General features: G+C 62.3%; 23 protein-coding genes. 7 read left to right on the forward strand and 16 right to left on the reverse strand.

The genetic code is table 11. The features are described from left to right. Position 1: 1 nt before the first annotated feature. A complete protein-coding gene (locus QTL96_RS04075; RefSeq protein ID WP_018897593.1) occupies positions 2-310 on the forward strand; it encodes an AzlD domain-containing protein in 309 nt (102 codons plus the stop codon). Positions 311-346: 36 nt separating this feature from the next. On the opposite strand, the gene QTL96_RS04080 is transcribed toward QTL96_RS04075, so the two are convergent. Continuing rightward, positions 347-2,182: an aminopeptidase P family protein gene (locus QTL96_RS04080; RefSeq protein WP_289726784.1), complete on the reverse strand. Its 1,836-nt coding sequence runs from the start codon at positions 2,180-2,182 to the stop codon at positions 347-349. Between the two features lie 285 nt (positions 2,183-2,467). On the opposite strand from QTL96_RS04080, the gene QTL96_RS04085 reads away from it, so the two are divergent. After that, complete coding sequence (locus QTL96_RS04085; RefSeq protein WP_018897591.1) at positions 2,468-2,617, forward strand: hypothetical protein; 150 nt, start codon at positions 2,468-2,470, stop codon at positions 2,615-2,617. 235 nt (positions 2,618-2,852) lie between these two features. Here QTL96_RS04085 and QTL96_RS04090 read toward each other — a convergent pair whose 3' ends face one another. Genes QTL96_RS04090 through QTL96_RS04100 form a run of 3 tightly spaced genes read right to left on the reverse strand, consistent with a single transcriptional unit; the run spans position 2,853 to position 5,478 of the window. Further along, a complete protein-coding gene (locus QTL96_RS04090; RefSeq protein WP_289726785.1) occupies positions 2,853-3,731 on the reverse strand; it encodes a 50S ribosomal protein L11 methyltransferase in 879 nt (292 codons plus the stop codon). 15 nt (positions 3,732-3,746) lie between these two features. After that, positions 3,747-4,871, reverse strand: a complete 1,125-nt coding sequence (locus tag QTL96_RS04095; protein ID WP_289726786.1) for an NAD(P)/FAD-dependent oxidoreductase — start codon at positions 4,869-4,871, stop codon at positions 3,747-3,749. A 4-nt stretch (positions 4,872-4,875) separates the two neighbouring features. Next, positions 4,876-5,478 carry an SCO family protein gene (locus QTL96_RS04100; protein ID WP_113198369.1) on the reverse strand — a complete coding sequence of 201 codons (603 nt, stop codon included), beginning with the start codon at positions 5,476-5,478 and terminating at the stop codon, positions 4,876-4,878. Positions 5,479-5,782: 304 nt separating this feature from the next. On the opposite strand from QTL96_RS04100, the gene QTL96_RS04105 reads away from it, so the two are divergent. After that, positions 5,783-7,747: a HAMP domain-containing methyl-accepting chemotaxis protein gene (locus QTL96_RS04105; RefSeq protein WP_289726787.1), complete on the forward strand. Its 1,965-nt coding sequence runs from the start codon at positions 5,783-5,785 to the stop codon at positions 7,745-7,747. Between the two features lie 2 nt (positions 7,748-7,749). Next, positions 7,750-8,220 (forward strand): chemotaxis protein CheW, encoded by a 471-nt coding sequence (locus QTL96_RS04110; protein ID WP_037110830.1) that lies wholly within the window; start codon positions 7,750-7,752, stop codon positions 8,218-8,220. 85 nt (positions 8,221-8,305) lie between these two features. Here the strand turns inward: QTL96_RS04110 and QTL96_RS04115 are convergent, their stop codons facing one another. The 4 genes from QTL96_RS04115 to QTL96_RS04130 form a co-directional block, all read right to left on the reverse strand. Then, entirely contained in the window at positions 8,306-9,175 is an 870-nt protein-coding gene (locus QTL96_RS04115) for an aldose 1-epimerase family protein (RefSeq protein WP_289727168.1), read from the reverse strand. A gap of 117 nt (positions 9,176-9,292) precedes the next feature. Next, complete coding sequence (locus QTL96_RS04120) at positions 9,293-9,787, reverse strand: CreA family protein (RefSeq protein ID WP_018897584.1); 495 nt, start codon at positions 9,785-9,787, stop codon at positions 9,293-9,295. A 146-nt stretch (positions 9,788-9,933) separates the two neighbouring features. Then, a complete protein-coding gene (locus QTL96_RS04125) occupies positions 9,934-10,524 on the reverse strand; it encodes a 3'-5' exonuclease (RefSeq protein ID WP_112982016.1) in 591 nt (196 codons plus the stop codon). A gap of 99 nt (positions 10,525-10,623) precedes the next feature. Beyond that, a complete protein-coding gene (locus tag QTL96_RS04130) occupies positions 10,624-11,082 on the reverse strand; it encodes a nuclear transport factor 2 family protein (protein ID WP_289726788.1) in 459 nt (152 codons plus the stop codon). 341 nt (positions 11,083-11,423) lie between these two features. On the opposite strand from QTL96_RS04130, the gene QTL96_RS04135 reads away from it, so the two are divergent. Next, positions 11,424-11,957, forward strand: a complete 534-nt coding sequence (locus tag QTL96_RS04135) for a GNAT family N-acetyltransferase (protein ID WP_289726789.1) — start codon at positions 11,424-11,426, stop codon at positions 11,955-11,957. Between the two features lie 53 nt (positions 11,958-12,010). Here the strand turns inward: QTL96_RS04135 and ligA are convergent, their stop codons facing one another. From ligA to QTL96_RS04175, 8 genes are all read right to left on the reverse strand, one after another. Further along, complete coding sequence (gene ligA, locus QTL96_RS04140; protein WP_289726790.1) at positions 12,011-14,173, reverse strand: NAD-dependent DNA ligase LigA; 2,163 nt, start codon at positions 14,171-14,173, stop codon at positions 12,011-12,013. Between the two features lie 155 nt (positions 14,174-14,328). Then, on the reverse strand, positions 14,329-16,002 hold the full coding sequence (gene recN / locus QTL96_RS04145; RefSeq protein WP_289726791.1) for a DNA repair protein RecN: 1,674 nt from the start codon (positions 16,000-16,002) through the stop codon (positions 14,329-14,331). Between the two features lie 5 nt (positions 16,003-16,007). Next, the gene (locus tag QTL96_RS04150) at positions 16,008-16,874 is read right to left on the reverse strand and encodes an outer membrane protein assembly factor BamD (RefSeq protein WP_181459232.1); all 867 of its coding nucleotides are present in this window, start codon (positions 16,872-16,874) and stop codon (positions 16,008-16,010) included. Between the two features lie 273 nt (positions 16,875-17,147). Then, positions 17,148-18,104 carry a UDP-3-O-acyl-N-acetylglucosamine deacetylase gene (gene lpxC / locus QTL96_RS04155; protein WP_111562102.1) on the reverse strand — a complete coding sequence of 319 codons (957 nt, stop codon included), beginning with the start codon at positions 18,102-18,104 and terminating at the stop codon, positions 17,148-17,150. Between the two features lie 288 nt (positions 18,105-18,392). Then, on the reverse strand, positions 18,393-20,114 hold the full coding sequence (ftsZ, locus tag QTL96_RS04160) for a cell division protein FtsZ (RefSeq protein WP_018897576.1): 1,722 nt from the start codon (positions 20,112-20,114) through the stop codon (positions 18,393-18,395). 57 nt (positions 20,115-20,171) lie between these two features. Continuing rightward, positions 20,172-21,503: a cell division protein FtsA gene (gene ftsA / locus QTL96_RS04165; RefSeq protein ID WP_018897575.1), complete on the reverse strand. Its 1,332-nt coding sequence runs from the start codon at positions 21,501-21,503 to the stop codon at positions 20,172-20,174. Beyond that, complete coding sequence (locus tag QTL96_RS04170; RefSeq protein WP_113198360.1) at positions 21,500-22,432, reverse strand: cell division protein FtsQ/DivIB; 933 nt, start codon at positions 22,430-22,432, stop codon at positions 21,500-21,502. The genes ftsA and QTL96_RS04170 overlap by 4 nt, the downstream gene beginning before the upstream one ends. Next, positions 22,420-23,346, reverse strand: coding sequence for a D-alanine--D-alanine ligase (locus tag QTL96_RS04175; protein WP_026282826.1), 927 nt, complete (start codon positions 23,344-23,346; stop codon positions 22,420-22,422). The genes QTL96_RS04170 and QTL96_RS04175 overlap by 13 nt, the downstream gene beginning before the upstream one ends. Before the next feature lie 499 nt (positions 23,347-23,845). Between QTL96_RS04175 and QTL96_RS04180 the strand changes: the two genes are divergently transcribed. Together QTL96_RS04180 and QTL96_RS04185 are read left to right on the forward strand one after the other, a co-directional pair. Continuing rightward, entirely contained in the window at positions 23,846-25,147 is a 1,302-nt protein-coding gene (locus QTL96_RS04180) for an MFS transporter (protein ID WP_113198358.1), read from the forward strand. 116 nt (positions 25,148-25,263) lie between these two features. Next, positions 25,264-26,361: a metallophosphoesterase gene (locus tag QTL96_RS04185; protein ID WP_289726792.1), complete on the forward strand. Its 1,098-nt coding sequence runs from the start codon at positions 25,264-25,266 to the stop codon at positions 26,359-26,361. Position 26,362 lies beyond the last annotated feature (1 nt).

Below are 26,362 nucleotides of genomic sequence, written 5' to 3' on the forward strand. Positions count from 1 at the left end.
CGTGACCTTCGATCCCCACATGTTGCTGATCATCCTTGCGGCCGCCGTCGCAACCTATGCGACGCGCATCGGCGGCTATATCCTGATCACCACGATGAAGCGCATTCCGCCGCGCATGGAAGCAGCCCTTGCCGCCGTGCCGGCCGCGGTGCTCACCACGCTCGTCGCCCCCGCCTTCTTCACCGGCGGCTGGGAAACCAAGCTAGCGCTCGTTGTCGCCCTGCTCGTCGGCCTGCGCGTCTCGCACACCTGGATGCTGGTCGCCGCTTGGGCGGTCGTCATGGCCTGGCGCCACACGATCGGCGGCTGACGCGGCGACCGATCAAGGTCGCCGCCCTCACCGTTCTCAATATTCCAGCGGCAGCGTCGCATTCTCCAGCCACGCCTTGACCTCTTGGTCATGGATCAGCGGCATCAGCGCCTCACGCGTCTTCACGTGATAGTCGTTGAACCAATGCAGCTCGTCATGGGTCAGAAGCTCGGCAATGACGAGGCTGCGGTCGATCGGGCAGAAGGTCAGCGTCTCGAAGCTCAGCACCGGCATGTCACCGCCCTCGACGGGCTCGGCATCGCGCACATAGATCAGGTTCTCGATGCGGATCCCGAACGCGCCCGGCCGGTAGTAGCCCGGCTCGTTGGAAAGGATCATCCCCGGCAGAAGCTCCTGCGTCGACATCCGGGAGATCCGCTGCGGCCCCTCGTGAACCGAGAGGTAGGAGCCGACGCCGTGGCCGGTGCCATGGCCGAAATCGGCCCCTGCCCGCCACAGCGCGATACGCGCCAATGGATCGAGATCGCAGCCGCGCGTCCCCTTCGGGAACCGCGCCGTGCTGATCTGGATCATCCCCTTCAGCACCAGCGTGAAGAACCGCTTCTGCTCTTCCGAGACCGTGCCGACGCCCACCGTGCGGGTGATGTCAGTGGTGCCGTTGATGTATTGCGCGCCGGAATCGATCAGGAACAGCTCGCCCGCCTCCAGCTTGCGGTTGCTCTCGGTCGTCACCCGGTAGTGCATGATCGCCGCGTGCGGTCCGGCACCGGAAATCGTGTCGAAGGAGATGTCCTTCAACGGGTTCTGCATGCTCTGCCCGACCTTGGCGCGCGCCGCCTCGAGCTTCTCGGCGACTTCGATCTCGGTCACCGTGCCGGGCTTGGTCTGCGCCAGCCAGCACAGGAATTCGACCATCGCCGCGCCATCCTGCAGATGCGCTGCAGCCGAGCCGTTGATCTCGACGCTGTTCTTGACAGCCCGCGGTAGCTTCGCCGGATCATTGCCCTCGACCACGACACCATCAGCCGCGCGGATGATGCTGGCAAGGCCGTAGGAGGTGAGATCGGGATCGACGAGCACCCGGCCGCCATCCCTGGAGACCGCCGAAAGCTTTTCCTCGAGCGCCGACGGCGGCAGCTGCACGCACATCTGCGCCAGATAGGCCTCCTGCTCGATCCCGGTCTTGCGCTTGTCGAGAAACAGGTCGGCCTTGCCATCGGCGTAGATGATGGCGCGCGCCAGCGGATGCGGCGTGTGCGGCACGTCGGCGCCGCGAATGTTGAAGATCCAGGCAACCGAAGAGGGATCGGCGATCAGAACAGCCTTGATATCCTTGGCTTTAAGATCGGCCGCTATCTTGCCGATCTTCTCATCGGCCAGAACACCCGCCTGCGCCACGTTCTGGATGGCCACGGCGCCCAGCGGCTCCTGCGGCCGGTCGGCCCAGAGCCGGTCGAGCGGATTGTGCGGAAGGATGACCAGCGAACCACCGATCGCGTCCAGCGCCTTCTCCAGCCGCTTGACCTCGGCGCCCGAATGCAGCCACGGGTCGATCCCGAGGCGGAGCCCCTTGGCACCGTGATTGCCGAGCCACAGATGCGGCGGCTCGTTGACGAGATCGCCGCCGGTAAACACCGAACCGTCCACCTGCTCGGCAAGCTGCGTCACATAGCGGCCGTCGACGAACACGATCGCCTCAGCGCGCGTTACCAAAGCCATGCCGGCCGAGCCGGTGAAGCCCGTCAGCCACGCCAAGCGCTCCGAACACGCCGGCACATATTCGCCGTTGAACTCGTCCGCCCTGGAGACAAGAAAGGCGTCGATCGCAAGATCGTCGAAACTTGCACGCAGCGCAGAGGTGCGATCGCGGCCGAATTGTGGCGTGGAGGTGACTTCGAAAGACTGGTACATGCTCAAAAACCTGATGTTTGGTCCGACATTCAACACGAATCCGGCAGGCGGAATGCCGCTATGTTATCGGAATTTCACGCGAACGGGAGAAAAACCGCGTCTCGCCGATGATCGAAAGCCGCGCAATATTTGGGCGGAAATGAGGCGCAATTCACCGGCTTGGCACGCTTTATGCATTGGCTGCATGGCTCCCATGAGACAAACCCTCTGCCTCGATTTTTTCAATCGGTTATAAGGCGCTCATCGAATGGTTCAAAGTGAACCGGAAACAAAAGGAATTTTGAAATGACTGCCTCTCTGTCGCGCTCCGCTTACAGCAGCCCGGTACAGGCTGGCGAGCGCCAGACTGTGCGTCATATCATCGGCGCTCGTCGCCCACTGAACGAAGGCCCACGCACCATTCTCGCTGGCGCCGCAAGAAGCTACGCATTCTGAGCAACGCGCCGCTCCGCTCTCCTCCTCCCTCACCGGAACGGCGATCAGAATAAGTAGACGTCTGCTTGAGCACTCCTCCTCATCAAGCTCGCAGACATGATCGGGAAACCGGTCGCAAGGCGGTGCCATCGGCGCCGCCTTTTCTTTTTGTCGCGATGTGACGCGTCCAAATCAAAAAGCCCCGAGGCCATCAGGCGCTCGGGGCTTTTTTTGACTACGGACCTGGATCCAGACTTTACGGCCGATCGAGATGGATCGTCACCCAGCCATTGCGCCAAATAGTGCGCACATGCCTCAGGTGCGCGCCATTATAGGCCGCCAGCACCTTCCAGCGCTGCGATGCCAGAATGCCAGACAGGATCACCGATCCGCCCGGCGCCAGATGCGTGACGAGCTGCGGCGCCATCTTGATCAGCGGCCGCGCCAGGATATTGGCGATGATGAGGTCGAACGGACCATGGTTCGAAAACGCCGTCGAATGAAACCCGGGCGCCGTCTCCGTGACGATGCCAGACGCGATGCCGTTGCGGCGGACGTTCTCGGCCGCGACACGGGTAGCGATCGGATCGATATCGGTGGCGAGAACCGGAATGTTCTTCAGCTTGCGCACCGCGATCGCCAGAACGCCGCTACCGGTGCCGAGATCGAGCGCATTGCGGACGCGGCGCGAGCGCACCACGCGGTCGATGACCTCGAGGCAGCCCGCCGTCGTGCCGTGATGGCCGGTGCCGAAAGCTTGTCCGGCATCGATCTCGATGGCGATATCGCCGGAGCGCACCTTGTCACGGTCGTGCGAGCCATGCACCAGGAAGCGCCCTGCCCGCACCGGCTTCAGCCCCTCGAGCGATTTCGCCACCCAGTCGACATCGGGAATGACCTCGCGCTGGACAGACATCTCGGGGAATGCTTCGGAAAGCGCCGCCTCGACCCGAACCCGGACGTCATCCTCGTCCTCGCGCATCATGTAGACGGAGGCTTCCCAGATGTTCTTCTTCTCGTCGATTTCGGTGGTGGCGATGGCGAAGTCTTCTTCGCCGAACACCTCGGACAAAAGGTCGAGCACTTCCCCGGCCAGCACTTCTGTCGTCGTCACATAGAGGCGGATTTCACTCAAGGTCGGTCTTTCCCGTTACAACGCGCCGTCGATCCACGGCGGCGGCGGCGTGTCGTATCCCGCAACGCCGGTCAGCAATCTTCGTTGGAATGCAGGTAGTCTAAAAAGCACCGGCACCGCAAGGTTCCGGATCGAAATAGCCAGTCGATTGCGCATCGCAATCAGCCTTGTCAGCTGCCGCGTCTGCTTCAGCACGGTCTTCACCGCTGGCAGCCGCAACCGGCTGTACTCGGCCTCGCGGCCCTCGGAAATCAGATAGGCGAGCCAGCAGGCATCCTCGATCCCGAGATTCATGCCGCGCGCACCGGCCGGCGAATGGATATGCGCAGCATCGCCGGCCAGAAACACATTGCCCTTGGCCATCTCTTCGACATGCCGGAAATGAATGCGAAACTCCGAGACCCAGAGCCGCTCCGCCACCGGTCCGGGATGGACGATCTTCTGCTCGAAATCCGGCAGCGTCGAAATAAACCGCAGCACATCGCGCTCGACCGGGATCCGGCCGATCATGCCGGGATCGACCAGCTGCATCTCGATAAAATGCGGGTCGATCTCCTTTTTGTAGCGAAAGTCGGCGAGATAGAAGCTGCTCTCCAGCGCCTCGCCCGGAAAGCCGATGCCGACAGCCTTGCGCACCACCGAATGCGCACCATCGGCCCCGATGACGATATCGAAAGTCGCGGTCTCGACCGTCCCGTCAGGCTTGCGCAGCGTGACGACAGGCTTGGCATCGCCGGATACCTTCTCGATCGCGGTCTGCCATTCAGGATCGACTTCATAGTCATCGAGCTTGCTTAGGAGCAGTCGCTCGGTATGCCCCTGCGCCAGCGCATAAATGGCGCTGAAGCGCCCCTGCAGCTTCGTCGTGTCGACCGTCGCCAGGCGATGCCCCTCAGAGGTCGCGCGAAACTGCGCGATCTGCTGCGCCTCCTGCAGGATGGCATCCGTCACCCGTGACGGACCAAGCAGCGTCAGCGTCCGCGCATTGACGCCGAGCGCCCGGCTTTCGGCAAGCGGAACGGGACCGACATCATTGTCGACGACACGCGGGCGAAAGCCGCGTCGGGCGAGTTCGAGGGCTACGGTAAGACCGGTCGTGCCGGCGCCTGCAATCAGAATGCTGCGATGCCCCGGCGCCATGATCTCATCCCTTGTTGGCGAGGTTCTCCAGCTTTTTTACCGCCGTATCGGGATTTTCGCCATAGGCGATCGTGCCGGCGAAGCCCCCCTTGGAATCGAGCAGGAACACCTGCGCGCTGTGATCCATCGTGTAGTCGCCATTGGGGTTGTTTTCGTCGACCGGCACCTTCTTGGCGTAGACGCGGTAACCCTTGATCACCTCCGCCACCTTGTCGGGCGCGCCCGAAATGCCGACGATCCGCTTGGAGACGTTCGACACATACTGGTTCATCACTTCGGGCGTATCGCGCTCGGGATCGACGCTGACGAAATAGGCGTGCAGCTTGTCGCCATTCGGATCGACCTGCTTCAGCCAGCCATCCAGCTCGAACAGCGTCGTCGGGCAGACCTCGGGGCAATGAGTGAAGCCGAAGAACACTGCCGACGGCTTGCCGCGAAACGCCTGCTCGGTGATCGGCTTGCCATCCTGCGCCACAAGCGTGAACGGCACGCCGAACGGACCGTCGGAGGCCACCTCCTTGGTCTGCGTCACATTCAAAGTCAGCCATCCCAGGATACCGGCCATCAGGAACACGGCAACCCACACGGCGATACGCACTGTTTTCATCGATAATTTCCTCGCCCGGGAAAGCAATCCCGTCCCCTTGCCTGATATCGCGTCGCCGGCAGCCGCGCAATTCAACAAGACGTTTTTCGGGCCGTGATGAATTGCCTCACCCCATGCTGAGCGCAGTCGCAGACCGGCTGTTTATCGTTAGCAAATACTTAAAAAATCATTGGCATATTTAGCCCCGGATAGGACGCTCGCCGTTCGACTGACATGATGTCCGGCTGGAGCTTGATCCCGCATATCCGCTTGCTGGCGAATGAGAACATGACCGCGCTCATCGCGGGAGGGGACAAGTCTTCACATGACAGACATGACAGTGCGCAAGAGCCTTTCCGTCAGCCAGAGGCTCGGAACGCTCGCCGGCGCGGCATTGATCGGCTTCGGCGCGATGATGGGCATCGGATGGTATGAAAACATCACGGTGCGCAAGGCGCTCGATCGGGCCAACGAAATCCAGGCAAGCGTCGACTACATCAACGAGATGCGCACGGCCAACCTCACGCTCATTCTGGCGGCAATGGACACCATCGTCGATCGCGACAGCAAGGTGGTCACGGCGGAACGCCTGAAGCTGATGAACGATTCGATCGCCCAGCTCTCAAGCGGCGCCAGCCAGATGCGTCTGCTCGCCGACGAAATGAACGCCACCAGCCTCGTCTCGAATTACGACGGCGATGTCGCCGCCCTCAAGCAGAGCATCCTCGGCGACCTCAAGAATGCGGTCGAGACAGGTGCTCCGGCAGCCGCCTTCGACCAGCTGGACGACGCCATCGACAGCGGCGGCGACAAGCTGACCACGACGCTCGACAAGCTGGCGCTAGATGGCGGCGCCATCGCCAAGAAACGCATCGAGCAGGCCAACGTCATTTCCCAGAACGCCGTCTACATCCAGATCGGCCTCGGCATCATCGCCATGCTGTGCATGGCCGGCCTCCAATACGTCCATGGCGGCTCGATCCGCCGCGGCATCGAGAGCGTTCGCGCCAGCATGCAGCGCATCACCAATGGCGATCTCGACAGCCCCGTGCCCGCCACCCAACGTGGCGACGAGATCGGCGACATGGCCCGCGCCGCCGAGGGATTTAGGCAGGCGGCGATCGACAAGCGCGCGCTCGAACAGCGCAGCGAAAGCGAGCGCCAGCAATCGGACGCCGAGCGCCGCAGCCGCGACGCCGCCAAGCTCGCCGACACCGAAGCGCTCAACACCGCCGTCACAGCGCTCGGCCAGGGCCTGAAGCGCCTTGCCGCCGGCGACGTGACCGCGACGATCGTAAACGCCTTCAAGCCGGAGCTGGAGGGCCTGCGCGCCGACTTCAACCAGACCACCGCGACGCTGCGCCAGACGATGACCGAGATCACCCGCAACGGCACCTCGATCCAGGCCAACGGCCGGCAGATGCGCTCGGCCGCCGACGACCTCGCCAAGCGCACCGAGCAGCAGGCCGCCTCGCTGGAGCAGACATCGGCCGCACTCGACCAGATCACCACCACGGTGCGCAACGCCACCAACCGCGCCGAGAGCGTCGGCCAGATGGTTGCCCATACCCGTGAGAACACCGCCAAGTCCGACATCGTCGTTAACGACGCGATGGCTGCGATGGAGCGCATCGAGACCGCCTCGCGCGAGATCGGCCAGATCATCAACGTCATCGACGAAATCGCTTTCCAGACCAACCTGCTCGCGCTGAACGCAGGCGTCGAGGCGGCGCGTGCCGGCGAGGCCGGCAAGGGATTCGCGGTCGTTGCCCAGGAAGTGCGCGAACTGGCCGTGCGCGCCGCCAACGCCGCCAAGGACATCAAGACGCTGATCGGCAAATCCGGCGCCGAAGTGAAGACCGGCGGCGAGCTGGTGACGGCCGCGGGACAGGCTTTGCGCGAAATCGGCGAAGATGTTTCGCGGATCGACGAACATGTTAAATCAATCGTAACCTCTGCACGCGAACAATCGGTAGGACTGAACGAGATCAATACAGCCATCAGCCAGATGGACCAGGTCACGCAGAAAAACGCGGCCATGGTGGAAGAGACGAACGCGGCAAGCCATACGCTTGCCACCGACGCCGACCACCTGATCCAGCTGATCGGCACGTTCAATATCGGCGAGGGCATGAATGCCCGTCACACGCCGCGGGAAGCATCAGCAGCCTCGCATCCGAAATCATCTCCCGCACGAGCCCTCATCGGCAAGGTCGCGGGCGCATTCAGCGGCGGCAACGCCGCACGAGCCATGGCCGCTCCGGCCGGAGACAACTGGGAAGAATTTTGATCATGAATAGCACTGTCATCAACCAGACCGGTTCTCATTTGGAGATCGTGTCCTTCCATCTCGGCGAGCAGGAATTCTGCATCGACATCATGGCGATCCGCGAAATCCGCGGCTGGGCGCCCGTGACCCCGATGCCGCACACCCCGCCTTACGTTCTCGGCCTGATCAACCTGCGCGGCGCCGTCATCCCCGTCATCGACATGGCCTGCCGCCTCGGCATGAAGATGACCGAGCCTTCCGAGCGCTCCGCCATCATCGTCACCGACATCGCCGGCAAGCTGGTCGGCCTGCTGGTCGAACAGGTCTCCGACATGATGACCATCAAGAGCGAAGACCTGCAGCCTGCGCCGGAAATCATCCCGGAAGAACAGCGCGCCTTCTGCCGCGGCATCGTGGCCCTGGAAAAGACCATGGTCTGCTTCCTCAACCTCGACACGGTCATCGCCGACGAACTGGCCCGCGAAGCCGCCTGAGCCAGACCGAACGCTTCAATGCAAAACAGCCCGCGACGGCATCCGTCGCGGGCTGTTTTCATTTCAATCGGAAGCCAGTCTAAGCTTAACCCGAGATCTCGACCGAGAAGGCAAAACGCGCGGTCTTGCCTGCTTCAAGCGTATGGCTGTAGGGCCGCTCGGCAAGCGCCTTGGAGCCGCCATTCTCGGCTGCCATGCCATGCCACGGCTCGATGCAGATGAAGGGCGCGCCGGGCTTCTGCCAGAGCGCCAGATTGGGCAGGTTCTCGAAGCTGAAATGCAGCGTCGGCCCGCCCTCGGCGCTATAGCGCAGCCCCTTGCCGGCCCCTTCCGGAAAGACCATCGCGTCCTCATCGAACATGCTGTGGTCGAGCACCAGCCGCCCTTGCCTGAACGGCGACGGATGCTTGGCGAACGACAAGAGCCCGCCGGACAGGCGGATGAGCGCGGGCTCGGCCGCGTTGTCGAGCGTGATCACGTGATCGCTCCCCTCGGCACCCGGCAGTGGCCAGACGAAGGCGGAGTGGAAGCCGAGCCCGAACGGCATCGGCCGCCGGTCGCGGTTGCTCACCTCTGCGGCCACCGTCAGCGTGCGTCCCTCAAGGCTGTGCTCCACCGCAAGCACGAAATCGAACGGATAGACCGCCCTGGTGGCCTCCGACGCCGCAAGTTCGTAGCGGCACATCGTATCGCTGGACGCGGTGAGCGCGAACTCGGCGCGGCGGGCAAAGCCGTGCTGGTTCATCGGATAGCTCTTGCCCTCGATCTCGACCGCATCATCAGGCGCCTTGCCGACGATCGGAAACAGGATCGGCGAGCGCCCGCTCCAGAAGGCCGCATCACCGTTCCACAGCAGCGAACGGCCATCGCTGGTATCGAGCGCCTGCATCTCGGCACCCAGCGACGAAACGTCGACGCTCAGAAACTCGTTTGCTATCCTGTAGTTACCAGCCATCATCAGTCCTCTTCCATGTGATCTCCGGCGCGGACCTTATCCGCGCCGCATGACGATTGCCATATCGCACGAGACGACAAGAGCCGGCTTCACCGAAAGTTGCGCGCGCACCTCGCCTTACTGCGGCTTGCCGTTCTTCCAGGTCACCGTCTGCCCGTAGAGCGACACGGTGGAGATCGCCATCTTCGCCGATCCGTTGGTGAGTTCGCGCGAATGCGCCAGATAGATCAGCGTATCGTTCTGCTTGTCATAGATGCGGGTGACGACGAGCTTCTTCCAGACCAGCGAGATGCCCGACTTGAACACCTCGTCCCCGCCCTTCGACAGGTCGATATCGCCGATCTCGATCGGCCCGGTCTGATGGCAGGAAATGGCGCTGTTCGAAGGATCCTCGAACCAGTTGCCGTTCTTGACGCGATCGATCACGCTGCGGTCGAAATAGCTGACATGGCAGGTGACGCCCTTCACCTCAGGGTCGGCCACCGCATCGACGAGGATATCGTTGCCGATCCAGTCGACCCCCACCTTGCCGACGACATCCGCGGACGCGGCACCTGCGGACACACCAGCCAGAACGGCTGCGGAAAGGACGAGATTGCGAAGTCTGGACATGGCGGAATTCCCTCAGCGGCGCTTCAATGTTGCGCAAGCTAAGATAGGCGGAGCCTGCCGCATGGCAAGAAACACCGTGCCCATGAATTGACCCCAGGAAACGAGGCACACCGCGCCGGCTTCACCGCCAACAGGAACCCGCGCCGCTAGCCCTTGCGGCAGGTGCAGGGCTCGTAGCCGCGCGACGTCAGCCGCCCCGGCTTCATGCCGATGAATTCGGGGATCGCATGCACCGCCGCAGCCCCCACATGCCGCGCCATGGCAATCGCCGCCTGCGCGCACACGGCGGCATCCTCGGCAGCATTGTGGTGCACAAAACGCAGCCCTAAATGCTCGGCGAGGATGTTCAGCCGATGCGACAGGAAATGCGGCCAGATCCGCTGCGACATCTTCAGGCTACAGAGATAGGTGAGCTCGGGATAGGCCTGCCGGTAGCCATCAAGGCAGGCGCGCCAGACGCTGAAATCGAAGGAAGCGTTATGCGCGATCATCGTCGCCCCCCTGAAGTCATCGACGAACTCGTCCATCACTTCAGGAAACTCCGGCGCATCCTCGACATGTTCAGGCCGGATACCATGGATGGCGATATTCATGCCGGAAAACCGCATCTCCCGCGGCCGTATCAACCGCTCCTCCACCCTGGTCACCACCCCATCCTCGATCCAGGCAAGCCCGACCGAACAGGCACTGCCGCGCTGCTCGTTGGCGGTTTCGAAATCGATGGCGATGGTTTTCAAGCGAACTTTCCCGACTGACGGTCCCGCCGCTCTTTTAGACGCGGCGGAACGATTCGGCAAAAGCAGACGTCGACCCGCAGCCGGTCTCGGTCGCCGAGCCTAGAACATCGTATTGGTGTTGGCGGACTTTTCCGGGATGGGCTGAACCGCGTCCCAGTGCTCCTCGATCTTTCCGTCCTTCAGGCGAAATATGTCGACGATCGCGTTGCCGCGTGTTCCCGGTTCGCGCAGCGCGAAGACGTGCAGGATCACATAGTCGCCGTCGGTGAAGACCTGTTTGATTTCGCTGTGAGACTGCGGATATTTCTGCTTGAGGAAGCCGAGGAAGTCCTTCAGCCCCTCGGGACCGTCGGCCGCGTTGGGATTGTGCTGGATGTACTTACCGAGATAGGGCGCAGCTGCCGCAAAGTCCTTCTGGTTGAGCGCCTTCTCGTAAAAATCGAGCACGATCGCCTTGTTGCGCTGCTCGACCGTTTCGCTGTCAGCCTGCTGGGCATAAGCCGGCGCTGCGCAGGCCAGCATCAGGGCAACGGCAGAGAGAGTAAGCACTTTCCTCATCGGACTTCCTATCGGTTCGTATCTGACGACTCGCCGCTGAGCGAGGCGATGACCGAAAGATGCAAATCCGCTCGCCCATGGAAAGTCACAGTCGCTTTACCGGCCGGTTCGCAAGGCCAGGCGGGGGCAATACCCGGATGAGTTGACAAAGATGGCGACATATCGCAACCTCGCGCCATGATCGCCAACGCAACCATGATGACCCTTCATATCACCACGCCCCATCAAGGGTGCGCGGGTGCTGTGCTGTGTTGAACGCATAGCGATCATCCCGAGAACCCTGCCGAGGCGAGCAGGGTTTTGGGAACCGGCTCTCCTCGTATCGACAAAGGAAAGCCAGAATGCCCAGAGATCCTGAAAATCCGCAGTCTAACAAAGCCGCACCGGCTGGAGACATCCGCGTGCGCGCCCTGCTTTCATCGGACGCCGAAGCACTCGCCGAGTTGACGAACCTGCCCGGTTATCGCGCCGGCACGCTGCGTCTGCCCTATCCATCGGTGACCGAGGTCCGCAAGCACGCGGAGAACCCCTCGCCCGGCGCGCTCAATCTCGTCGTGACGCTCGACGATAGGATCGTCGCCACCGGAGGTCTCAACCGTTTTTCCGGACGCCGGCAGCACGTCGCAAGCATCGGCATGGGCGTGCATGATGATTTCGTCGGCCGCGGTTTCGGCAGAAGGCTTCTGACGGCAATGGTCGAGGCGGCGGATGACTGGCTCGACATCAAACGCCTTGAGCTCACCGTCTATACCGACAACGAGCCCGCCATCGCGCTCTACCGAAAATTCGGCTTCGAGCAGGAGGGGCTGCTGAAATCCTTCGGGTATCGCGCCGGCGAGTATGTCGACGCATATGCCATGGGGCGCTTGCGATGAGAGTACAGTGGTCGGCCAATAAACCGATCACCGTCTACCAGACACCTGAAACCTCACCCACCGATCAACGCCAGCCACTCGTCCTCGTCCATCGTCTGGACGCCGAGTTCCCTTGCCTTGTCGAGCTTCGATCCGGCGCCGGGGCCGGCGACCAGGATGTCGGTTTTCTTCGAGACCGAGCCGGCGACCTTGGCGCCGAGGCTTTCGGCGCGCGCCTTAGCCTCGTCGCGGGTGAATTTCTCCAGGCTGCCGGTGAAGACGACGGTCTTGCCGGCGACGGGGCTGTCGGAAGCGGCGATCTGCTCGGCGGCCTCGGGCGTCACCTCGTCCAGCAGGCGGCCGACGACATCGAGATTGCGCGGCTCCTTGTAGAACTCGACGATGGCGCGGGCGACGATCTCGCCGATGCCCTCGACATTGTTCAAATCCTGCCAGGCGTCACCGGACAGTGACGACGCTTCCTTCATCGTGGTCTCGAAAGCCTCGTAGGTGCCGTAATGGCGGGCGAGCAGCTTGGCGGTGGTTTCGCCGACATGGCGAATGCCGAGTGCGTAGATGAAGCGGTTGAGCGCGATCGAGCGGCGCTCGTCGATGGCGTCGAACAGCTTCTTGACGCTCACCTTGCCGAAGCCGTCGATATTCTCGAGCTTGGTGAGCGTCGATGCCTCCTGCCGCTTCTTCAGCGTGAAGATATCGGGCGCCGTGCGAATCTTGAGCGCCTCGTCCTCGCTCTCGAAGAAGAAATCGACCTGCTTGGTCCCGAAACCCTCGATGTCGAAGGCGTTGCGCGAGACGAAGTGCTTCAGGTGCTCGGTCGCCTGCGCGCGGCAGACGAAGCCGCCGGTGCAGCGGGTGACGGAATCGAGCTTGCCGGTCTTCTCGTTGCGCTCCCGTACAGCATGCGACCCGCAAACCGGACACGTTTTCGGAAACACATAGGCCTCCGCCCCCGCCGGCCGCTTCTCCATCACCACGTCGATCACCTGCGGAATGACGTCGCCCGCACGCTGCACGATGACGGTGTCGCCGATGCGGATATCGTGATCATCCTCGCGGATGCGCTCGCCGGAATTGCCGATGCCCTTGATGTAATCCTCGTTGTGCAGTGTCGCATTGGTGACGACGACGCCGCCGACGGTGACAGGCGTCAGCCGCGCCACCGGCGTCAGCGCGCCGGTGCGGCCGACCTGGATGTCGATGTTCTCGACCGTCGTGAACGCCTGCTCGGCCGGGAACTTGTGGGCGGTCGCCCAGCGCGGGCTGCGCGAGCGGAAGCCGAGGCGCTGCTGCAGGTCGAGCCGATCGACCTTGTAGACGACACCGTCGATATCGTAATCAAGATCCGGCCGCTGAAGGCCGATCTCGCGGTAGTGGCCGAGAATGTCCTCGACCGAGCACAGCCGCTTCATCAGCGGATTGATGGGAAAACCCCATTTGCCGAAGGTCTCGACCATGCCCATCTGCGTATCCGATGGCATCTCGGAAATCTCGCCCCAGGCATAGGCGAAGAAGCGCAGCTTGCGGCTCTCCGTCACCTTGGCGTCGAGCTGGCGCAGCGACCCCGCCGCCGTGTTGCGCGGGTTGACATAGGTCTGCTTACCCTCGGCCTCCATCTGCGCGTTGAGCGCAAGGAAGTCGCTCTTGGCCATATAGACCTCGCCGCGCACCTCGACGATATCGGGCGCGTCCGCAGGCAGCGTGTTCGGTATCTGCTTGATGGTCTTCACATTGGCGGTAACGTTCTCGCCCGTGGTGCCGTCGCCGCGGGTTGCGGCACTCACCAGCTTGCGGTTCTCGTAGCGGATCGACATGGACAGGCCGTCGATCTTCGGCTCGGCGGTGAACGCTATAGAGCCGTCGGGCAGTTGCCCGAGGAAGCGGTAGACCGAGCCGATGAAATCCTGCACGTCCTCGTCGGAAAACGTGTTGTCGAGCGATAGCATCGGCCGCGAATGAGTGATTGGCGCGAAAGTCGGCAGCGGGGCCGCGCCGACACGGCGCGAGGGGCTGTCGTCACGGATGAGTTCGGGAAAGCGCTGCTCGATCGCATCATTGCGCCGCTTCAGCGCATCGTACTCGGCGTCCGAAATCGCCGGCTGGTCCTTGCCATGATAGAGCTCGTCATTGCTGGCGATCTCGGCTGCCAGAAAGGCAAGCTCTGCGGCGGCCTGTTCTTCGCTCAGGGTTTCGACGGGCGTTTGGTTGGCGGCGGACATGGCGGAGCTCCTGTGAGGAGTCGTTTTCTAGAGCAATTTTCACGAAGGAAAAAGCGCCGCTTTTCGGTTGTCAGCAACTGGTTACAGGTCGGCCCGATGATCGACTGGACAGATCGCCATTGCCGCTGCCAGCTTGTTGATCGCTACGTCGACGCCTACTCGCCCGCCGTCAACAACCGCTTGGCGGCCGCCCTCGCCTCTTCCGTCACCGAAGCGCCGGCAAGCATGCGGGCGATCTCTTCGGTGCGGTCGTGCGGCTCCATCGTCGCCACGCGGGTGGCGATCTTTTCGGAGCCCTCGGAAGCCGGTCCCTTGGAGATCAGGAGATGCGTCGCGGCCCGTGCCGCCACCTGCGGCGCGTGGGTGACGGAAAGCACCTGTACCTTGGCCGACAGCCGCTTCAGCCGCTGGCCGATCGCATCGGCGACAGCGCCACCGACGCCGGTGTCGATTTCGTCGAAAACAAGCGTCGGCGCCGAGCCGCGATCGGCAAGCGCCACCTTGAGCGCCAGCAGAAAGCGCGAGAGCTCGCCGCCGGAGGCCACCTTCATGATCGAGCCGGGGCGCGTGCCCGGATTGGTCTGGACGTGGAATTCGACGACGTCGATGCCCTCGGCCGCGGCCTCTTCAGGATTGGAGGCGATCTCCACCATGAAACGGGCGCGTTCGAGCTTCAGCGCCGGTAGTTCCGCCATGACGGCCCCGGCAAGCGCCTCGCCGGCCTGGTGACGCTTGGCCGAGACCACCTGCGCTGCCGCCTCATAGGCGACCTTCGCGACGCCGACCTCGGCCTCGAGCTTGGCAAGCTTTTCCTCGCCGGCATCGAGATCGGCCAGATCGTTGCTCATGCGGATCGCAAGCGCCGGCAGTTCGGTGACAGGCACCGAATATTTGCGCGAGGCGCCGCGCAGCGCGAAAAGCCGCTCCTCGACGCGCTCAAGTTCCTTGGGATCGTACTCCGTCTTGCGAAGTGCTGCTTCGACTTCCATCTGCGCGTTGGAGAGCTGGTCGAGTGCCGCATCAAGCAGCGCCACAGTGTCCTCGAGCAGGCCCGGCGCCTCATGGCTCTTGCGCTCCAGCCGGCGCACCAGCGAGGCGATATGGGGCACGGGCGAGGCATTGCCGTTGAGGAATTCGGAGGCCTCGGCGATATCGCCGGCGATCCGCTCTGCCTTCATCATCTTCTGGCGGCGTTCGGCAAGCTCGTCCTCTTCGCCGTCCTGCGGCGCCAGCTTGTCGAGCTCCTCGACGGAGGAGCGGATGTAATCCGCCTCGCGCGCCGCCGCCTCGACCTTCTCGCGGTGCTTCTTCAGCGTCCGCTCGGTATCGCGCCAGACGCGATAGAGCTGCGAGACGCCGGTTACCTCGTCGGCGATGCCGGCGAAGGCGTCGAGCAGGATGCGGTGGGCGTGGGTGTCGACCAGAGCGCGATCGTCGTGCTGTCCGTGGATCTCCACCAGCATCTGGCCGGCCTGGCGCATCAGTTGCACGCTGATCGGCTGGTCGTTGACATAGGCCTTGGTGCGGCCATCGGCGCTCTGCACGCGACGGAAGATCAGGTCGCCGTCATCGTCGATGCCGTTGTCGCGCAACAGCACGCGCGCCCGGTGGTCGGGGCTGACGTCGAAGACGGCCGTCACCTGCCCCTTGTCCTCGCCGTGGCGGACAAGACCGCCATCGCCGCGCCCGCCAAGGGCGAGCGACAGGCTGTCGAGCAGGATGGATTTGCCGGCGCCGGTCTCCCCCGTCAGAACGGAGAGACCCGCCTCGAAGGCAAGATCCAGCCGCTCGATCAGGACGATATCGCGGATCGAAAGCTGGATCAGCATCGGCTTTAGGTACCGAGGAGTTTCTTGCCGGCTCGCGAAATCCACGAGCCCTGATTTTCACGCGGCTCCGCGCCGTTGTTCTTCAAGAGCTTGTAAGAATCCGCGTACCACTGGCTGTCGGGGTAGTTGTGGCCGAGAACGGCGGCTGCCGTCTGGGCTTCCTCGACGATACCCATCGCGTAATAGGCCTCGACCAGACGCGCGAGCGCCTCTTCGACCTGGTTCGTGTTGGGATACTTTTCGACGACGATGCGGAAGCGCGAGATGGCGGCAAGGTATTCCTTGCGCTCCATGTAATAGCGCCCGATCTGCATTTCCTTGCCGGCGAGCTGGTCGCGGGCAAAGCGGATCTTCGCCTGCGCGTCGTCGACATATTCGGAATCGGGATAGTTGTCGATCACGGCCTGCATGGCCTCGACGGTTCTGGACGCAGCGCGCTGGTCCTGCGTCACGTCGACGATCTGCTTGGAATAGGTGAGACCGATCAGATACTGCACATAGGCGGCATCCTTGGACTTCGGATACTGCGCCATGTAGCGGTTGCCCGAGGCCAGCGCTTCGTCGAGGCGGCCCTGGCGGTACTTCACGAAGGTGCTCATCACGAGACCCTTGCGGGCCCATTCCGAGAACGGATTTTCGCGGTCGATCGAATCGAACTTGCGCGCGGCTTCCGCCATGTTGCCGGCCTTCATGTTGGCCAGACCCTGATTGTAGAGAACATCAGGCGGATCGCTCTGCAGGCCGAGCTTGGTAATATCGATATCGGGGTCCGACTGGCATCCGGAAATCAAGGCACCTGCGCTCAGCACCAGGAGCGATGCGAACAAAGCACGCGCTGTCTTCATCATACTTTCAGACCCTGCATAACCCATCGGAACATCCCAAGAGCCGCCATCCCTCAACAGCAGCCACGCCTCGCTGGCGTTTCTAGCCACAAATGCATGGCCAGAGCAACGCATTGATGATGCATTAACGCATTTTTGTGGCGACCCCGCCGATAATCGTCTGTTTTGTCCGGATAATTCTCGATTATGCCCAGCTAAATATCTGCCGCGAAAGGTCTATCGGGAATCACACTTGTCTGTTGCACATAAAGAAACCGCCTCCCGAAGGAGGCGGCCCTGGCCTAAAGAATGCGATGGAGGTCAAGCCGACCAGGGAGCAAATTCAGGAGCGTTGACGCGGATGAAATCGCGCGGGGCAACACGCTGGCGCGGTGCCGAGGTCTCGACCACTTCATAGGCGGTCGGATCGCTGAGCAGCGCCTTCAGCGCGTTGGCGTTCATCTTGTGGCCGCCGCGATAGGAGCGGTAGCAGCCGATGAAGGGAGCGCCCGCAAGCGAAAGGTCGCCGACGGCATCAAGCGTCTTGTGACGCACGAATTCGTCCTTGGCGTAGCGCAGGCCTTCGACGTTGATGACGGTGTGATCGTCGGAGATGACGACCGAGTTTTCCAGCGACGAGCCGAGCGCGTGGCCCGAAGCCCAGAGACGTTCGACGTCGCGCATGAAGCCGAAAGTGCGGGCGCGCGACAGTTCCGACTTGAAGGTGGCGGCGGTCATGTCGCCTTCCCACTTCTGGCGGCCGATCAGCGGCGTGTCGAAATCGATCTCGACTTCGAAGCGCATGCCGTCATAGGGACGAAACTCGCTCCAGGAACCGCCATGCTCGATGCGAACCGGTTTGGTGATGCGGATGTAGCGGCGCTTGACGCCGAGCGATACCAGACCCACCTGCTCGATGGCGTCGATGAAAGGCATCGAGCTGCCGTCCATGATCGGCATTTCGGCGCCGTCGACTTCGATGACGACGTTGTCGAGGCCAAGCGCGTAGACGGCGGCCATCACATGTTCGACCGTCGCGACGGAGCGCGCCGGAGAAAAGCCGAGAACGGTGCACAGGTCGGTATTGCCGACCTGCGAGGAAACAGCGCGAAGCTCGGTGACTTCGCCGTTGTCATGCATGCGATTGAATACGACACCAGTGTCGGCTTCAGCGGGGTTGAAGGTAATCGAAACGTCGGCACCCGAATGAACGCCGATACCCGAAAGAGTGACCGGACGCGATACCGTCGTTTGAAAACCCAACATGCCAATAACCATTAATCTTGCCTTTATTATCCTTGGCGACCCGCTACGACCGATATGTCGAAACTCATCCGCCAAGGCTTATTCTCTCCATCGCGGTGCTGCGTCAAGGCGCACGTAGACGGTTTTGCAGCCCATACATACGTGTGCCCGCGCTGCAATCCAAATCACTGTTTCTTTCGCATTGTTACGAAAGCATGCATTTGAAATCACAAGGCAATCAGGCGCAAATCGGAGTGCCTGATACAACAATGCCCGGGAGCGAACTCCCGGGCTGTTGCGTGGCGATTCTGCGTGTCTTTATCAGTTCGACTGGCGGCGAAGGAAGGCCGGAATTTCGAGCTGATCGTCTTCCTGCATCATGCGGGCCTGCGGTACGGCACGGCCCTGATCATCCAGGTTTCCGCGACGCGGAGCATAAAGGCTCGCTTCCGGAGACAGCGGGCGGCGCTGCTGCGAGGACGCTGCCGGAGCCGACGTCATCTCGGGAGCGACTTCCTCTTCGCGGCGACCAAGCGAGTTGGTGATCCGCTTCAGGAGGCCCATCGGACCGCGCTCTTCATGCGCATGCGACACCGGTGCCGGCTGCGAACGATGATCGATCTCGGCCTGAACGACCGGCGGGAAGTCCTCGACCTTCGGCATGCGGACCGGCTGCTGCTGCATGACAGGAGCAGGCTGCTGCATGACCGGCGCCGGCTGATGCATCACAGGCTGCGGAGCCGGCTGCTGCATCACGGGTGCCTGCTGCTGGACCGGAGCCGGACGGATGATCGGTGCGGCTTCCGGAGCTGCGAAGATCTTGCTCGCCGGACGGAAGGTTTCCTGCGGAGCAGGCTGCTGGTGAACCGGGGCAGCCGCGCGCGGAGCGTGGATGTCGAGTTCGCGTTCCATTTCGGCTTCGGCCATGCGGATGGTCTGCGCGATCTGGTCGGCCTTCGGTGCCTGCTGCATGACAGGGGCAGGCTGGACTGCGGCCGGAGCCGGAGCAACGGCCGCCGAAGGACGGATAATCGGCTTCTGGACCGGCTGGAAGGTCTTGCCAGCGTCCTGGTTCATCGCGCGGTCGATGCCGGTGGCAACGACGGAAACGCGGATGATGCCTTCAAGCGATTCGTCGAAGGTCGCGCCGAGGATGATGTTCGCATCCGGATCGACTTCTTCGCGGATACGGGTAGCGGCTTCGTCGACTTCGAAGAGTGTGAGGTCGCGACCGCCGGTGATGGAGATCAGCAGGCCCTGTGCGCCCTTCATCGAGGTTTCGTCGAGCAGCGGGTTTGCGATCGCGGCTTCCGCAGCCTGCATCGCGCGGCCCTGGCCGGAAGCCTCGCCGGTACCCATCATCGCGCGGCCCATTTCGCGCATGACCGAACGAACGTCGGCGAAGTCGAGGTTGATGAGACCTTCCTTCACCATCAGGTCGGTGATGCAGGCAACGCCCGAGTAGAGAACCTGGTCGGCCATCGCGAATGCGTCGGCGAAGGTCGTCTTGTCGTTTGCGATACGGAACAGGTTCTGGTTCGGAATGACGATCAGCGTGTCGACCGACTTCTGCAGTTCCTGGATGCCCGCTTCGGCCAGACGCATGCGGCGGCCGCCTTCGAAGTGGAACGGCTTGGTCACGACGCCAACCGTCAGGATGCCCTTGTTACGGGCAGCCTGTGCAACAACAGGAGCCGCACCGGTGCCGGTGCCGCCGCCCATGCCGGCGGTGACGAAGCACATGTGGGTGCCGTTCAGGTGATCGACGATTTCGTCGATGCATTCTTCAGCAGCTGCACGGCCGACTTCCGGCTGCGAACCCGCGCCGAGACCTTCGGTGACGCTGGCGCCGAGCTGGATGATGCGCTCTGCCTTGGTCATCGTCAGTGCCTGGGCATCCGTGTTGGCAACGACGAAGTCGACGCCCTGGAGACCAGCGGAGATCATGTTGTTGACAGCGTTGCCACCGCCACCGCCGACGCCGAACACGGTGATGCGCGGCTTCAGCTCAGTGATATCTGGCGTATGCAGCTTGATAGTCATGGTACCCGTTCCTTCTCTTTATGGCCGCATCGCCACGCCGGCCAATTCACTCAATTTCTAGAAGCTTTCCTTCAGCCACTGGCCCATTCGGGCGAAGCGGCTGCTATTTCCGCCAAGCGACATGAGCAGACCGCTCTGTGACGCATGTGTTTCCTGGTCCGCAACCTGCGGATAGATCATCAGGCCGACCGCCGTCGAAAAGGCCGGACCCTTGGCAGCGGTCGGGAGACCCGAGACGCCCATCGGGCGGCCGATACGGACGTTGCGGGCAAGGATCTTGCGGGCAACGTCGGCAAGGCCGGTCAGCTGGCTTGCGCCGCCTGTCAGCACGACGCGCTTGCCGACGATCGGGCTGAAGCCCGAGCGCTGGATGCGGTCGCGAATGAGTTCCATCGTCTCCTCGATGCGGGCGCTGACGATCCGCGACACCAGTGCGCGCGGCACCTGCGTCGGCAGATCGCGATCGTCCTCGCCGATCGGCGGGATCGAGATCAGCTCGCGCTCATCGGAAGAGTTCCCCATGGCCGAAGCATGAACCACCTTCAGACGCTCGGCGTCCTCGATGCGGGTCGACAGGCCGCGGGCCAGATCGGTAGTGACGTGATGACCGCCGAGACCGACGGCATCCGTGTGCACCAGCTTGCCTTCGGCAAAGACCGAGATCGTCGTCGTGCCGCCGCCCATGTCGATCGCGGCACATCCGAGTTCGACTTCGTCGTCAACCAGAGCGGCAAGACCGGAGGCGTAAGGCGTAGCCACGATGCCTTCGACTGACAGATGCGCGCGGTTGACGCTGAGCTCGAGGTTCTTCAGAGCCGTGCGCTCCGCGGTCACCACATGCATGTCGACGCCGAGAACGTCACCGTACATCGACAGTGGATCGCGAATACCGCGTTCGCCGTCGAGCGAGAAACCGGTGGCCAGCGAGTGCAGCACGGCGCGATCCTGGCGCAGCGACTGCTGGCAGGCTGCCGCCAGAACCTTCTTCAGATCGTTCAGCTCGACTTCCTGGCCACCGAGATCGATGGTGGCGGTGTAGATGTCGCTGGTGAGGCGTCCGGCCGTCAGGTTGACGATCAGGCTCTCGACGGTGAGGCCCGCCATGCGCTCGGCTGCATCGACCGCGAGGCGGATGACGCTTTCCAGCGCATCCAGATCCGAGATCGCGCCGGTCTTGATACCGCGCGAACGCTGATGGCCGATGCCGATAATTTCGATGTTATGCGTGCGACCGGGGAGGATCTGGCTCTCCTCGCGCGGCGTCAGCCGGCCGATCATGCAGACGACTTTCGTCGAACCGATGTCGAGCACGGAAACGACATGCGACCGCTTGGACGAAAGCGGCTTCAGGCGCGGCAATCCAAAATGGGACGAACCGAACAAGCTCATATATTCTGCCCCGCCTTCTTCAAATCCTTGGTGCGCTGATCGAGAACAAGCTGACGGCGCTCCATGGCTTCAGGCGTCAGTTGGATGGCCATACGGTCGGAGAGGCGAAGATCGACGGCCGCGATATCGCGATCGAGAAGCGCCTGCTCGCCGTTGAATTTCGAAAGGCGCGCCAGCGCCTGGTCGACATCGTCTTCCGGCAACTTGACGACGACGCCATTGTCCATGTGCAGATCCCAGCGACGACCGGAGACCCAGACATAGGCCTTCACGCGCGCCTTGATATCGGGCCACTTGGAGAACTCGTCGGCGAGCGAAGCGGCAGCCACTTCGGCGCCGCGACCAACAACCAGCGGAAGCTGCGAAAACTTGTTGTCGCGAAGCGGCGCGATGACCGCCCCGCCCTTCTCGACCAGCGAGAGCTCGGCGCCATGCTGCCAGATCGCGTAGGCTTCGCGCTCCTTGAGCTTCACCTCGATCGTCTTCGGATAGACCTTGCGGACCTCGACGCTCTCGACCCAGGGAAGCTTCGCGATCTTCTGACGCGCAGCATCCACATCGAGCGCCACGAGCGAGGTCGTGCCGTCGAGACCGATCAGCTGGAGGATATCGATTTCGGAGGTCTCGGAGTTGCCGGACACCTTCACGTCCTCGACGGCAAAGCCGGCGGCGGCCGTCGTCGCCTGGGCGACAACTTCCGTGTGACCACCCAGAGACATGCCGTAGAAACCCGTCGCGGCGAAGAACGCCAGCGCCGATACCGTACCCGTATGGGCAGGAATGTAGATGCGGCCGCTGCCGAGACTAACAAGGAAGCGGACGACGCGACGCAGAGGCCGCGGCAGCACGATGCGCCCATCGCCTTCAGCATAGGAAGGCTCGGCTTGATGGCTTGGGCGCCCCATCCTTTTGACCGTTACCGAGAACAAGAAGCGTCCTCCACCATCCAACGAAGAAATTCACCAAACGAGTAGCCGGCATGACCGGCCATTTCGGGCACAAGCGAGGTTGGAGTCATGCCTGGCTGAGTATTGATCTCCAGCCAGATGATTTCGCCGTCTTCGGAGAAGCGATCGTCGTACCGAAAATCCGACCGACTCACTCCACGGCAACCAATTGCTTGATGCGCCCTTAGGGACAATGATTGTATTTTTTGGTAAATATTCGGTGAAATTTTCGCCGGAATGACGTGTTTCGAACCACCGGCCACATACTTGGAATCGTAATCGTAGAAGCTGTGACCCTGCGGAACGATCTCGGTCACACCCAACACCTGATCGCCCATGACGCCGCAGGTCAGCTCGCGGCCATGCACGTAGCGCTCGACGAGAACCTCTTCGCCATACCGCCACTCGGCCGAGCCGATGATCTGCGGCGGACGCGACTGATCCTCCTGAACGATGACGACGCCGAAGCTCGAACCCTCGCGCACCGGCTTCACCACATAAGGCGGCTTCATCGGATGTTCGGCGGGAAAAGCGAAGCGGTTGATCACCTGCGACTGCGCGACAGGAATGCCGGCGGCGGCGGCGACACCCTTTGCCTTGCTCTTGTCCATGGCAAGCGCCGAGGCCAGAACGCCGGAATGGGTGTAGGGAATTTCGAGATATTCAAGGATGCCCTGGATCAGCCCGTCTTCGCCGAATGGTCCATGCAGGGCATTGAACGCCACATCGGGACGGAGAGCGGACAGCTTGGCGGAGACGTCGCGATCGACATCGATACGGGTCACCTGGAAGCCTTCAGCCTCGAGAGCATCCGCGCACGCCGCCCCGGACGAAAGGCTGACAGGCCTCTCCGAGGAAAATCCGCCCATAAGGACAGCGACATGCTTGCGACTCATAGATACCCCCAAAATAATCCGTACTTTGCATTCCAAGGCTTGCACCAAGCTGGCTTTTTCCGAATCTGGCTCGCCTGGCGCACGTGTATTAGAGCGTCATTATGGTTAACGAAGCGTTTACTTTTGTTAACTTCTTCCCCGAACCGTCATGAATTGTGACAGTCGGGCGCAGCAGTCGAAACGCGAAAACCCCGCAGCGCCAAGCGCTACGGCCGATATGTCAAAGCGAAACAAAAAGTTTAAGCGATCGTGCCAAAGCAGACTCCGAACGCAGGCTGCTTCCAGATTTGCGCACACGCAAATCCGGGTGTCCACCGCGCCTGCAACCGCTGGAAACATGGATTGGGACACGATCGGGCGCCTGACTTTCCGGCTGAAAAAGCAAGCACCCTAGTTTTTGTCGGTTTATTGCGCGAATAACGTTTGCGCCGAATTAAAATTGCGTTATGAGCCCCTAGCCTCCCAAGGGCATACAACCGAAATCCCGATTGGAATGAAAATGTCAGACGCGATACCAGTATCGCCGACATCAGCTTCATCGAACAGTGCACCGCTCAACTCGCCGGCACGCGTTCTGATCGCAAGCGTCGTCGGCACCACCATCGAATTCTTCGACTTCTACGTATACGCGACGGCCGCCGTGCTGGTCTTCCCGACGCTGTTCTTCCCGAACAGCGATCCGACCACCGCGCTGCTCGCCTCCTTCGCGACCTTCTCCATCGCCTTCTTCGCCCGTCCGCTTGGCGCCGTGGTCTTCGGCCACTTCGGCGACAGGATCGGCCGCAAGACGACGCTGGTCGCCGCCCTGCTGACGATGGGTATCTCCACCGTCATCATCGGCCTGCTTCCCTCTTATGAGTCCATCGGCGTTCTTGCACCGCTGCTGCTGGCGCTTTGCCGTTTCGGCCAGGGCTTCGGCCTCGGCGGCGAATGGGGCGGCGCGGTGCTGCTGGCAACCGAAAACGCGCCTGAGGGCAAGCGCAGCTGGTACGGCATGTTCCCGCAGCTCGGCGCACCGCTCGGCCTCTTCCTGTCCTCGGGCATCTTCTGGGTGCTGCTGCAGTTCATGCCGCAGGAACAGCTGCTGGCCTGGGGCTGGCGCGTTCCCTTCATCGCCTCGATCGTCCTGATCGTCATTGGCCTGTGGGTTCGTCTCTCGATCACCGAAACGCCTGACTTCCAGAAGGCCATCGACAAGAAGGAGCGCGTCGCCGTTCCTGTTGCCGAAGTCTTCCGCAAGCACAAGCGCAGCCTGTTCCTCGGCACCTTCGTGGCGCTCGCTACCTTCGTGCTGTTCTACATCGGCTCGGCTTACCTCCTCTCCTACAACGTCAAGGTCCTGAAGATCCCGTTCCTCGACGCGCTCGAGATCCAGATCGTCGGCTCGATCTCCTTCGGTATCTTCATCCCGATCATCGGCAAGCTTGCGGAGCGCTTCGGCCGCCGCGAAATGCTGATCCTGACGACCGTCCTGATCGGCCTGTTCTCCTTCCTGCTCCCCGGCCTGATGGCTGGCGGCGAAGGCAGCATCCTGGTCTTCGCGATCGTCGCCATGGCGCTGATGGGCATGACCTACGGCTTGATCGGCACGGCGCTCGCAGCCCCCTTCCCGACTGCCGTGCGCTACACCGGCTCGTCGATCACCTTCAACCTCGCAGGCATCTTCGGCGCATCGCTGGCGCCCTACATCGCCACCTGGCTGCAGGCAAACTACGGCATGCTCTATGTCGGCTACTATCTCGGCCTTTCGGCCGTCATCACGCTGATCTGCATCCTGGCCTCGGGCCGCGACGAAGTCTGATCGGTTCATTCTTGAACATGCGAGGCCGCGACGGGAAACCGCCGCGGCCTTTTTCGTTGCCGTCTGTTAACGCCCTGCCACTATTTTCGATGCGATCAACGGCTGGGGAGAGACGAATGCTGACACGACGATCGCTGCTGACGCAGGGCCTGGGCGCCGGCCTGTCGCTATCTCTACCGCCCCTCGCCCGCGCCGCCGGCGTCCCCGATACCGACGTCACCTTCCTCGTCATCAACGACATCCACGCCTGCCGTATCGGCGATGGTCTCAGCTCCAATTGCGAGGCCGAGGGCAAGACCGACGCCAACCTGCTGCGCCACATCAGGGCGCTCAACAACATCCACCACCAGACATGGCCGGAAGCAATTGACGGCAAGCCCACCGGCTTTGCTCTCGCGGGCCAGCCTATCGCCAAGCCGCAGGGCGTCATCGTCTGCGGCGACGTCACCGATGATGGCGGCGGCCAGATGGCGGAATTCGCGGAGGGGTCGCAGCTCCTGCAGTTCTCGCATCGCTATCAGCAAGGACCGGGCGCCGACCATATCCACTTCCCCGTCTATGTCGGCCTCGGCAACCACGATCTCGACCAGGACGGCCATCCCCCGCAGGTCGACTGGTACCGCGACGAACTGCCCGACTACGTTCAGCTGAACCACAAGCCGAGCGTCTTCTTCAAGCCGGTCGTGCCCGTCGACAATTACGACGAGGCCTCCGACAATTACTCCTGGAACTGGGGCGGACTGCACCTCATCCAGGCGCAGCGGTATGGCGGAGACAACACCAAAGGGACAGCCAACAGCCTCGACTGGATGAAGCGCGACCTCGCAGCCTATGCCGCCGACGGCCGCCCGGTCGTGATCTTCCAGCACTATGGATGGGACAAGTTCTCGCTCGAACGCTGGGATCCGGAAAAGAGCACCTTCACCGTTGAGGGCAGCGGCGCGCCGCACTGGTGGGGTGAATCAGAACGTCAACAACTGCTCGCAACCCTTGAAGGTTACAACGTAATCGGCATTTTCCACGGCCACGAGCACGACACGCGCATGGCCTACCAGGCCGGCGGCATCGACGTCTTCAAGGCCCGCGCCGCCTTCATGGGCGGCTTCAGCCTCGTGCGTATCAAAGGGAATACAATGGATGTGGCGATCGGCGACGCCAGCGACGATGTCGGCGGGGTGACCTTCACCACCGCCTTCACCAAACGTTTCGGCTAGA

The sequence above is a fragment of the Rhizobium sp. S163 genome (genome assembly GCF_030380805.1).
Taxonomy (GTDB): Bacteria; Pseudomonadota; Alphaproteobacteria; order Rhizobiales; family Rhizobiaceae; genus Rhizobium.

Bases quoted from the DNA above. Each gene is read 5' to 3' on its own strand.
- QTL96_RS04080 (WP_289726784.1), bottom strand. From the start codon at position 2,182: ATGTACCAGTCTTTCGAAGTCACCTCCACGCCACAATTCGGCCGCGAT.
- QTL96_RS04085 (WP_018897591.1), top strand. From the start codon at position 2,468: ATGACTGCCTCTCTGTCGCGCTCCGCTTACAGCAGCCCGGTACAGGCT.
- QTL96_RS04095 (WP_289726786.1), bottom strand. From the start codon at position 4,871: ATGGCGCCGGGGCATCGCAGCATTCTGATTGCAGGCGCCGGCACGACC.
- QTL96_RS04100 (WP_113198369.1), bottom strand. From the start codon at position 5,478: ATGAAAACAGTGCGTATCGCCGTGTGGGTTGCCGTGTTCCTGATGGCC.
- QTL96_RS04105 (WP_289726787.1), top strand. From the start codon at position 5,783: ATGACAGACATGACAGTGCGCAAGAGCCTTTCCGTCAGCCAGAGGCTC.
- QTL96_RS04110 (WP_037110830.1), top strand. From the start codon at position 7,750: ATGAATAGCACTGTCATCAACCAGACCGGTTCTCATTTGGAGATCGTG.
- QTL96_RS04115 (WP_289727168.1), bottom strand. From the start codon at position 9,175: ATGGCTGGTAACTACAGGATAGCAAACGAGTTTCTGAGCGTCGACGTT.
- QTL96_RS04120 (WP_018897584.1), bottom strand. From the start codon at position 9,787: ATGTCCAGACTTCGCAATCTCGTCCTTTCCGCAGCCGTTCTGGCTGGT.
- QTL96_RS04130 (WP_289726788.1), bottom strand. From the start codon at position 11,082: ATGAGGAAAGTGCTTACTCTCTCTGCCGTTGCCCTGATGCTGGCCTGC.
- QTL96_RS04135 (WP_289726789.1), top strand. From the start codon at position 11,424: ATGCCCAGAGATCCTGAAAATCCGCAGTCTAACAAAGCCGCACCGGCT.
- ligA (WP_289726790.1), bottom strand. From the start codon at position 14,173: ATGTCCGCCGCCAACCAAACGCCCGTCGAAACCCTGAGCGAAGAACAG.
- recN (WP_289726791.1), bottom strand. From the start codon at position 16,002: ATGCTGATCCAGCTTTCGATCCGCGATATCGTCCTGATCGAGCGGCTG.
- QTL96_RS04150 (WP_181459232.1), bottom strand. From the start codon at position 16,874: ATGGGTTATGCAGGGTCTGAAAGTATGATGAAGACAGCGCGTGCTTTG.
- lpxC (WP_111562102.1), bottom strand. From the start codon at position 18,104: ATGGTTATTGGCATGTTGGGTTTTCAAACGACGGTATCGCGTCCGGTC.
- ftsZ (WP_018897576.1), bottom strand. From the start codon at position 20,114: ATGACTATCAAGCTGCATACGCCAGATATCACTGAGCTGAAGCCGCGC.
- ftsA (WP_018897575.1), bottom strand. From the start codon at position 21,503: ATGAGCTTGTTCGGTTCGTCCCATTTTGGATTGCCGCGCCTGAAGCCG.
- QTL96_RS04175 (WP_026282826.1), bottom strand. From the start codon at position 23,346: ATGAGTCGCAAGCATGTCGCTGTCCTTATGGGCGGATTTTCCTCGGAG.
- QTL96_RS04180 (WP_113198358.1), top strand. From the start codon at position 23,846: ATGTCAGACGCGATACCAGTATCGCCGACATCAGCTTCATCGAACAGT.
- QTL96_RS04185 (WP_289726792.1), top strand. From the start codon at position 25,264: ATGCTGACACGACGATCGCTGCTGACGCAGGGCCTGGGCGCCGGCCTG.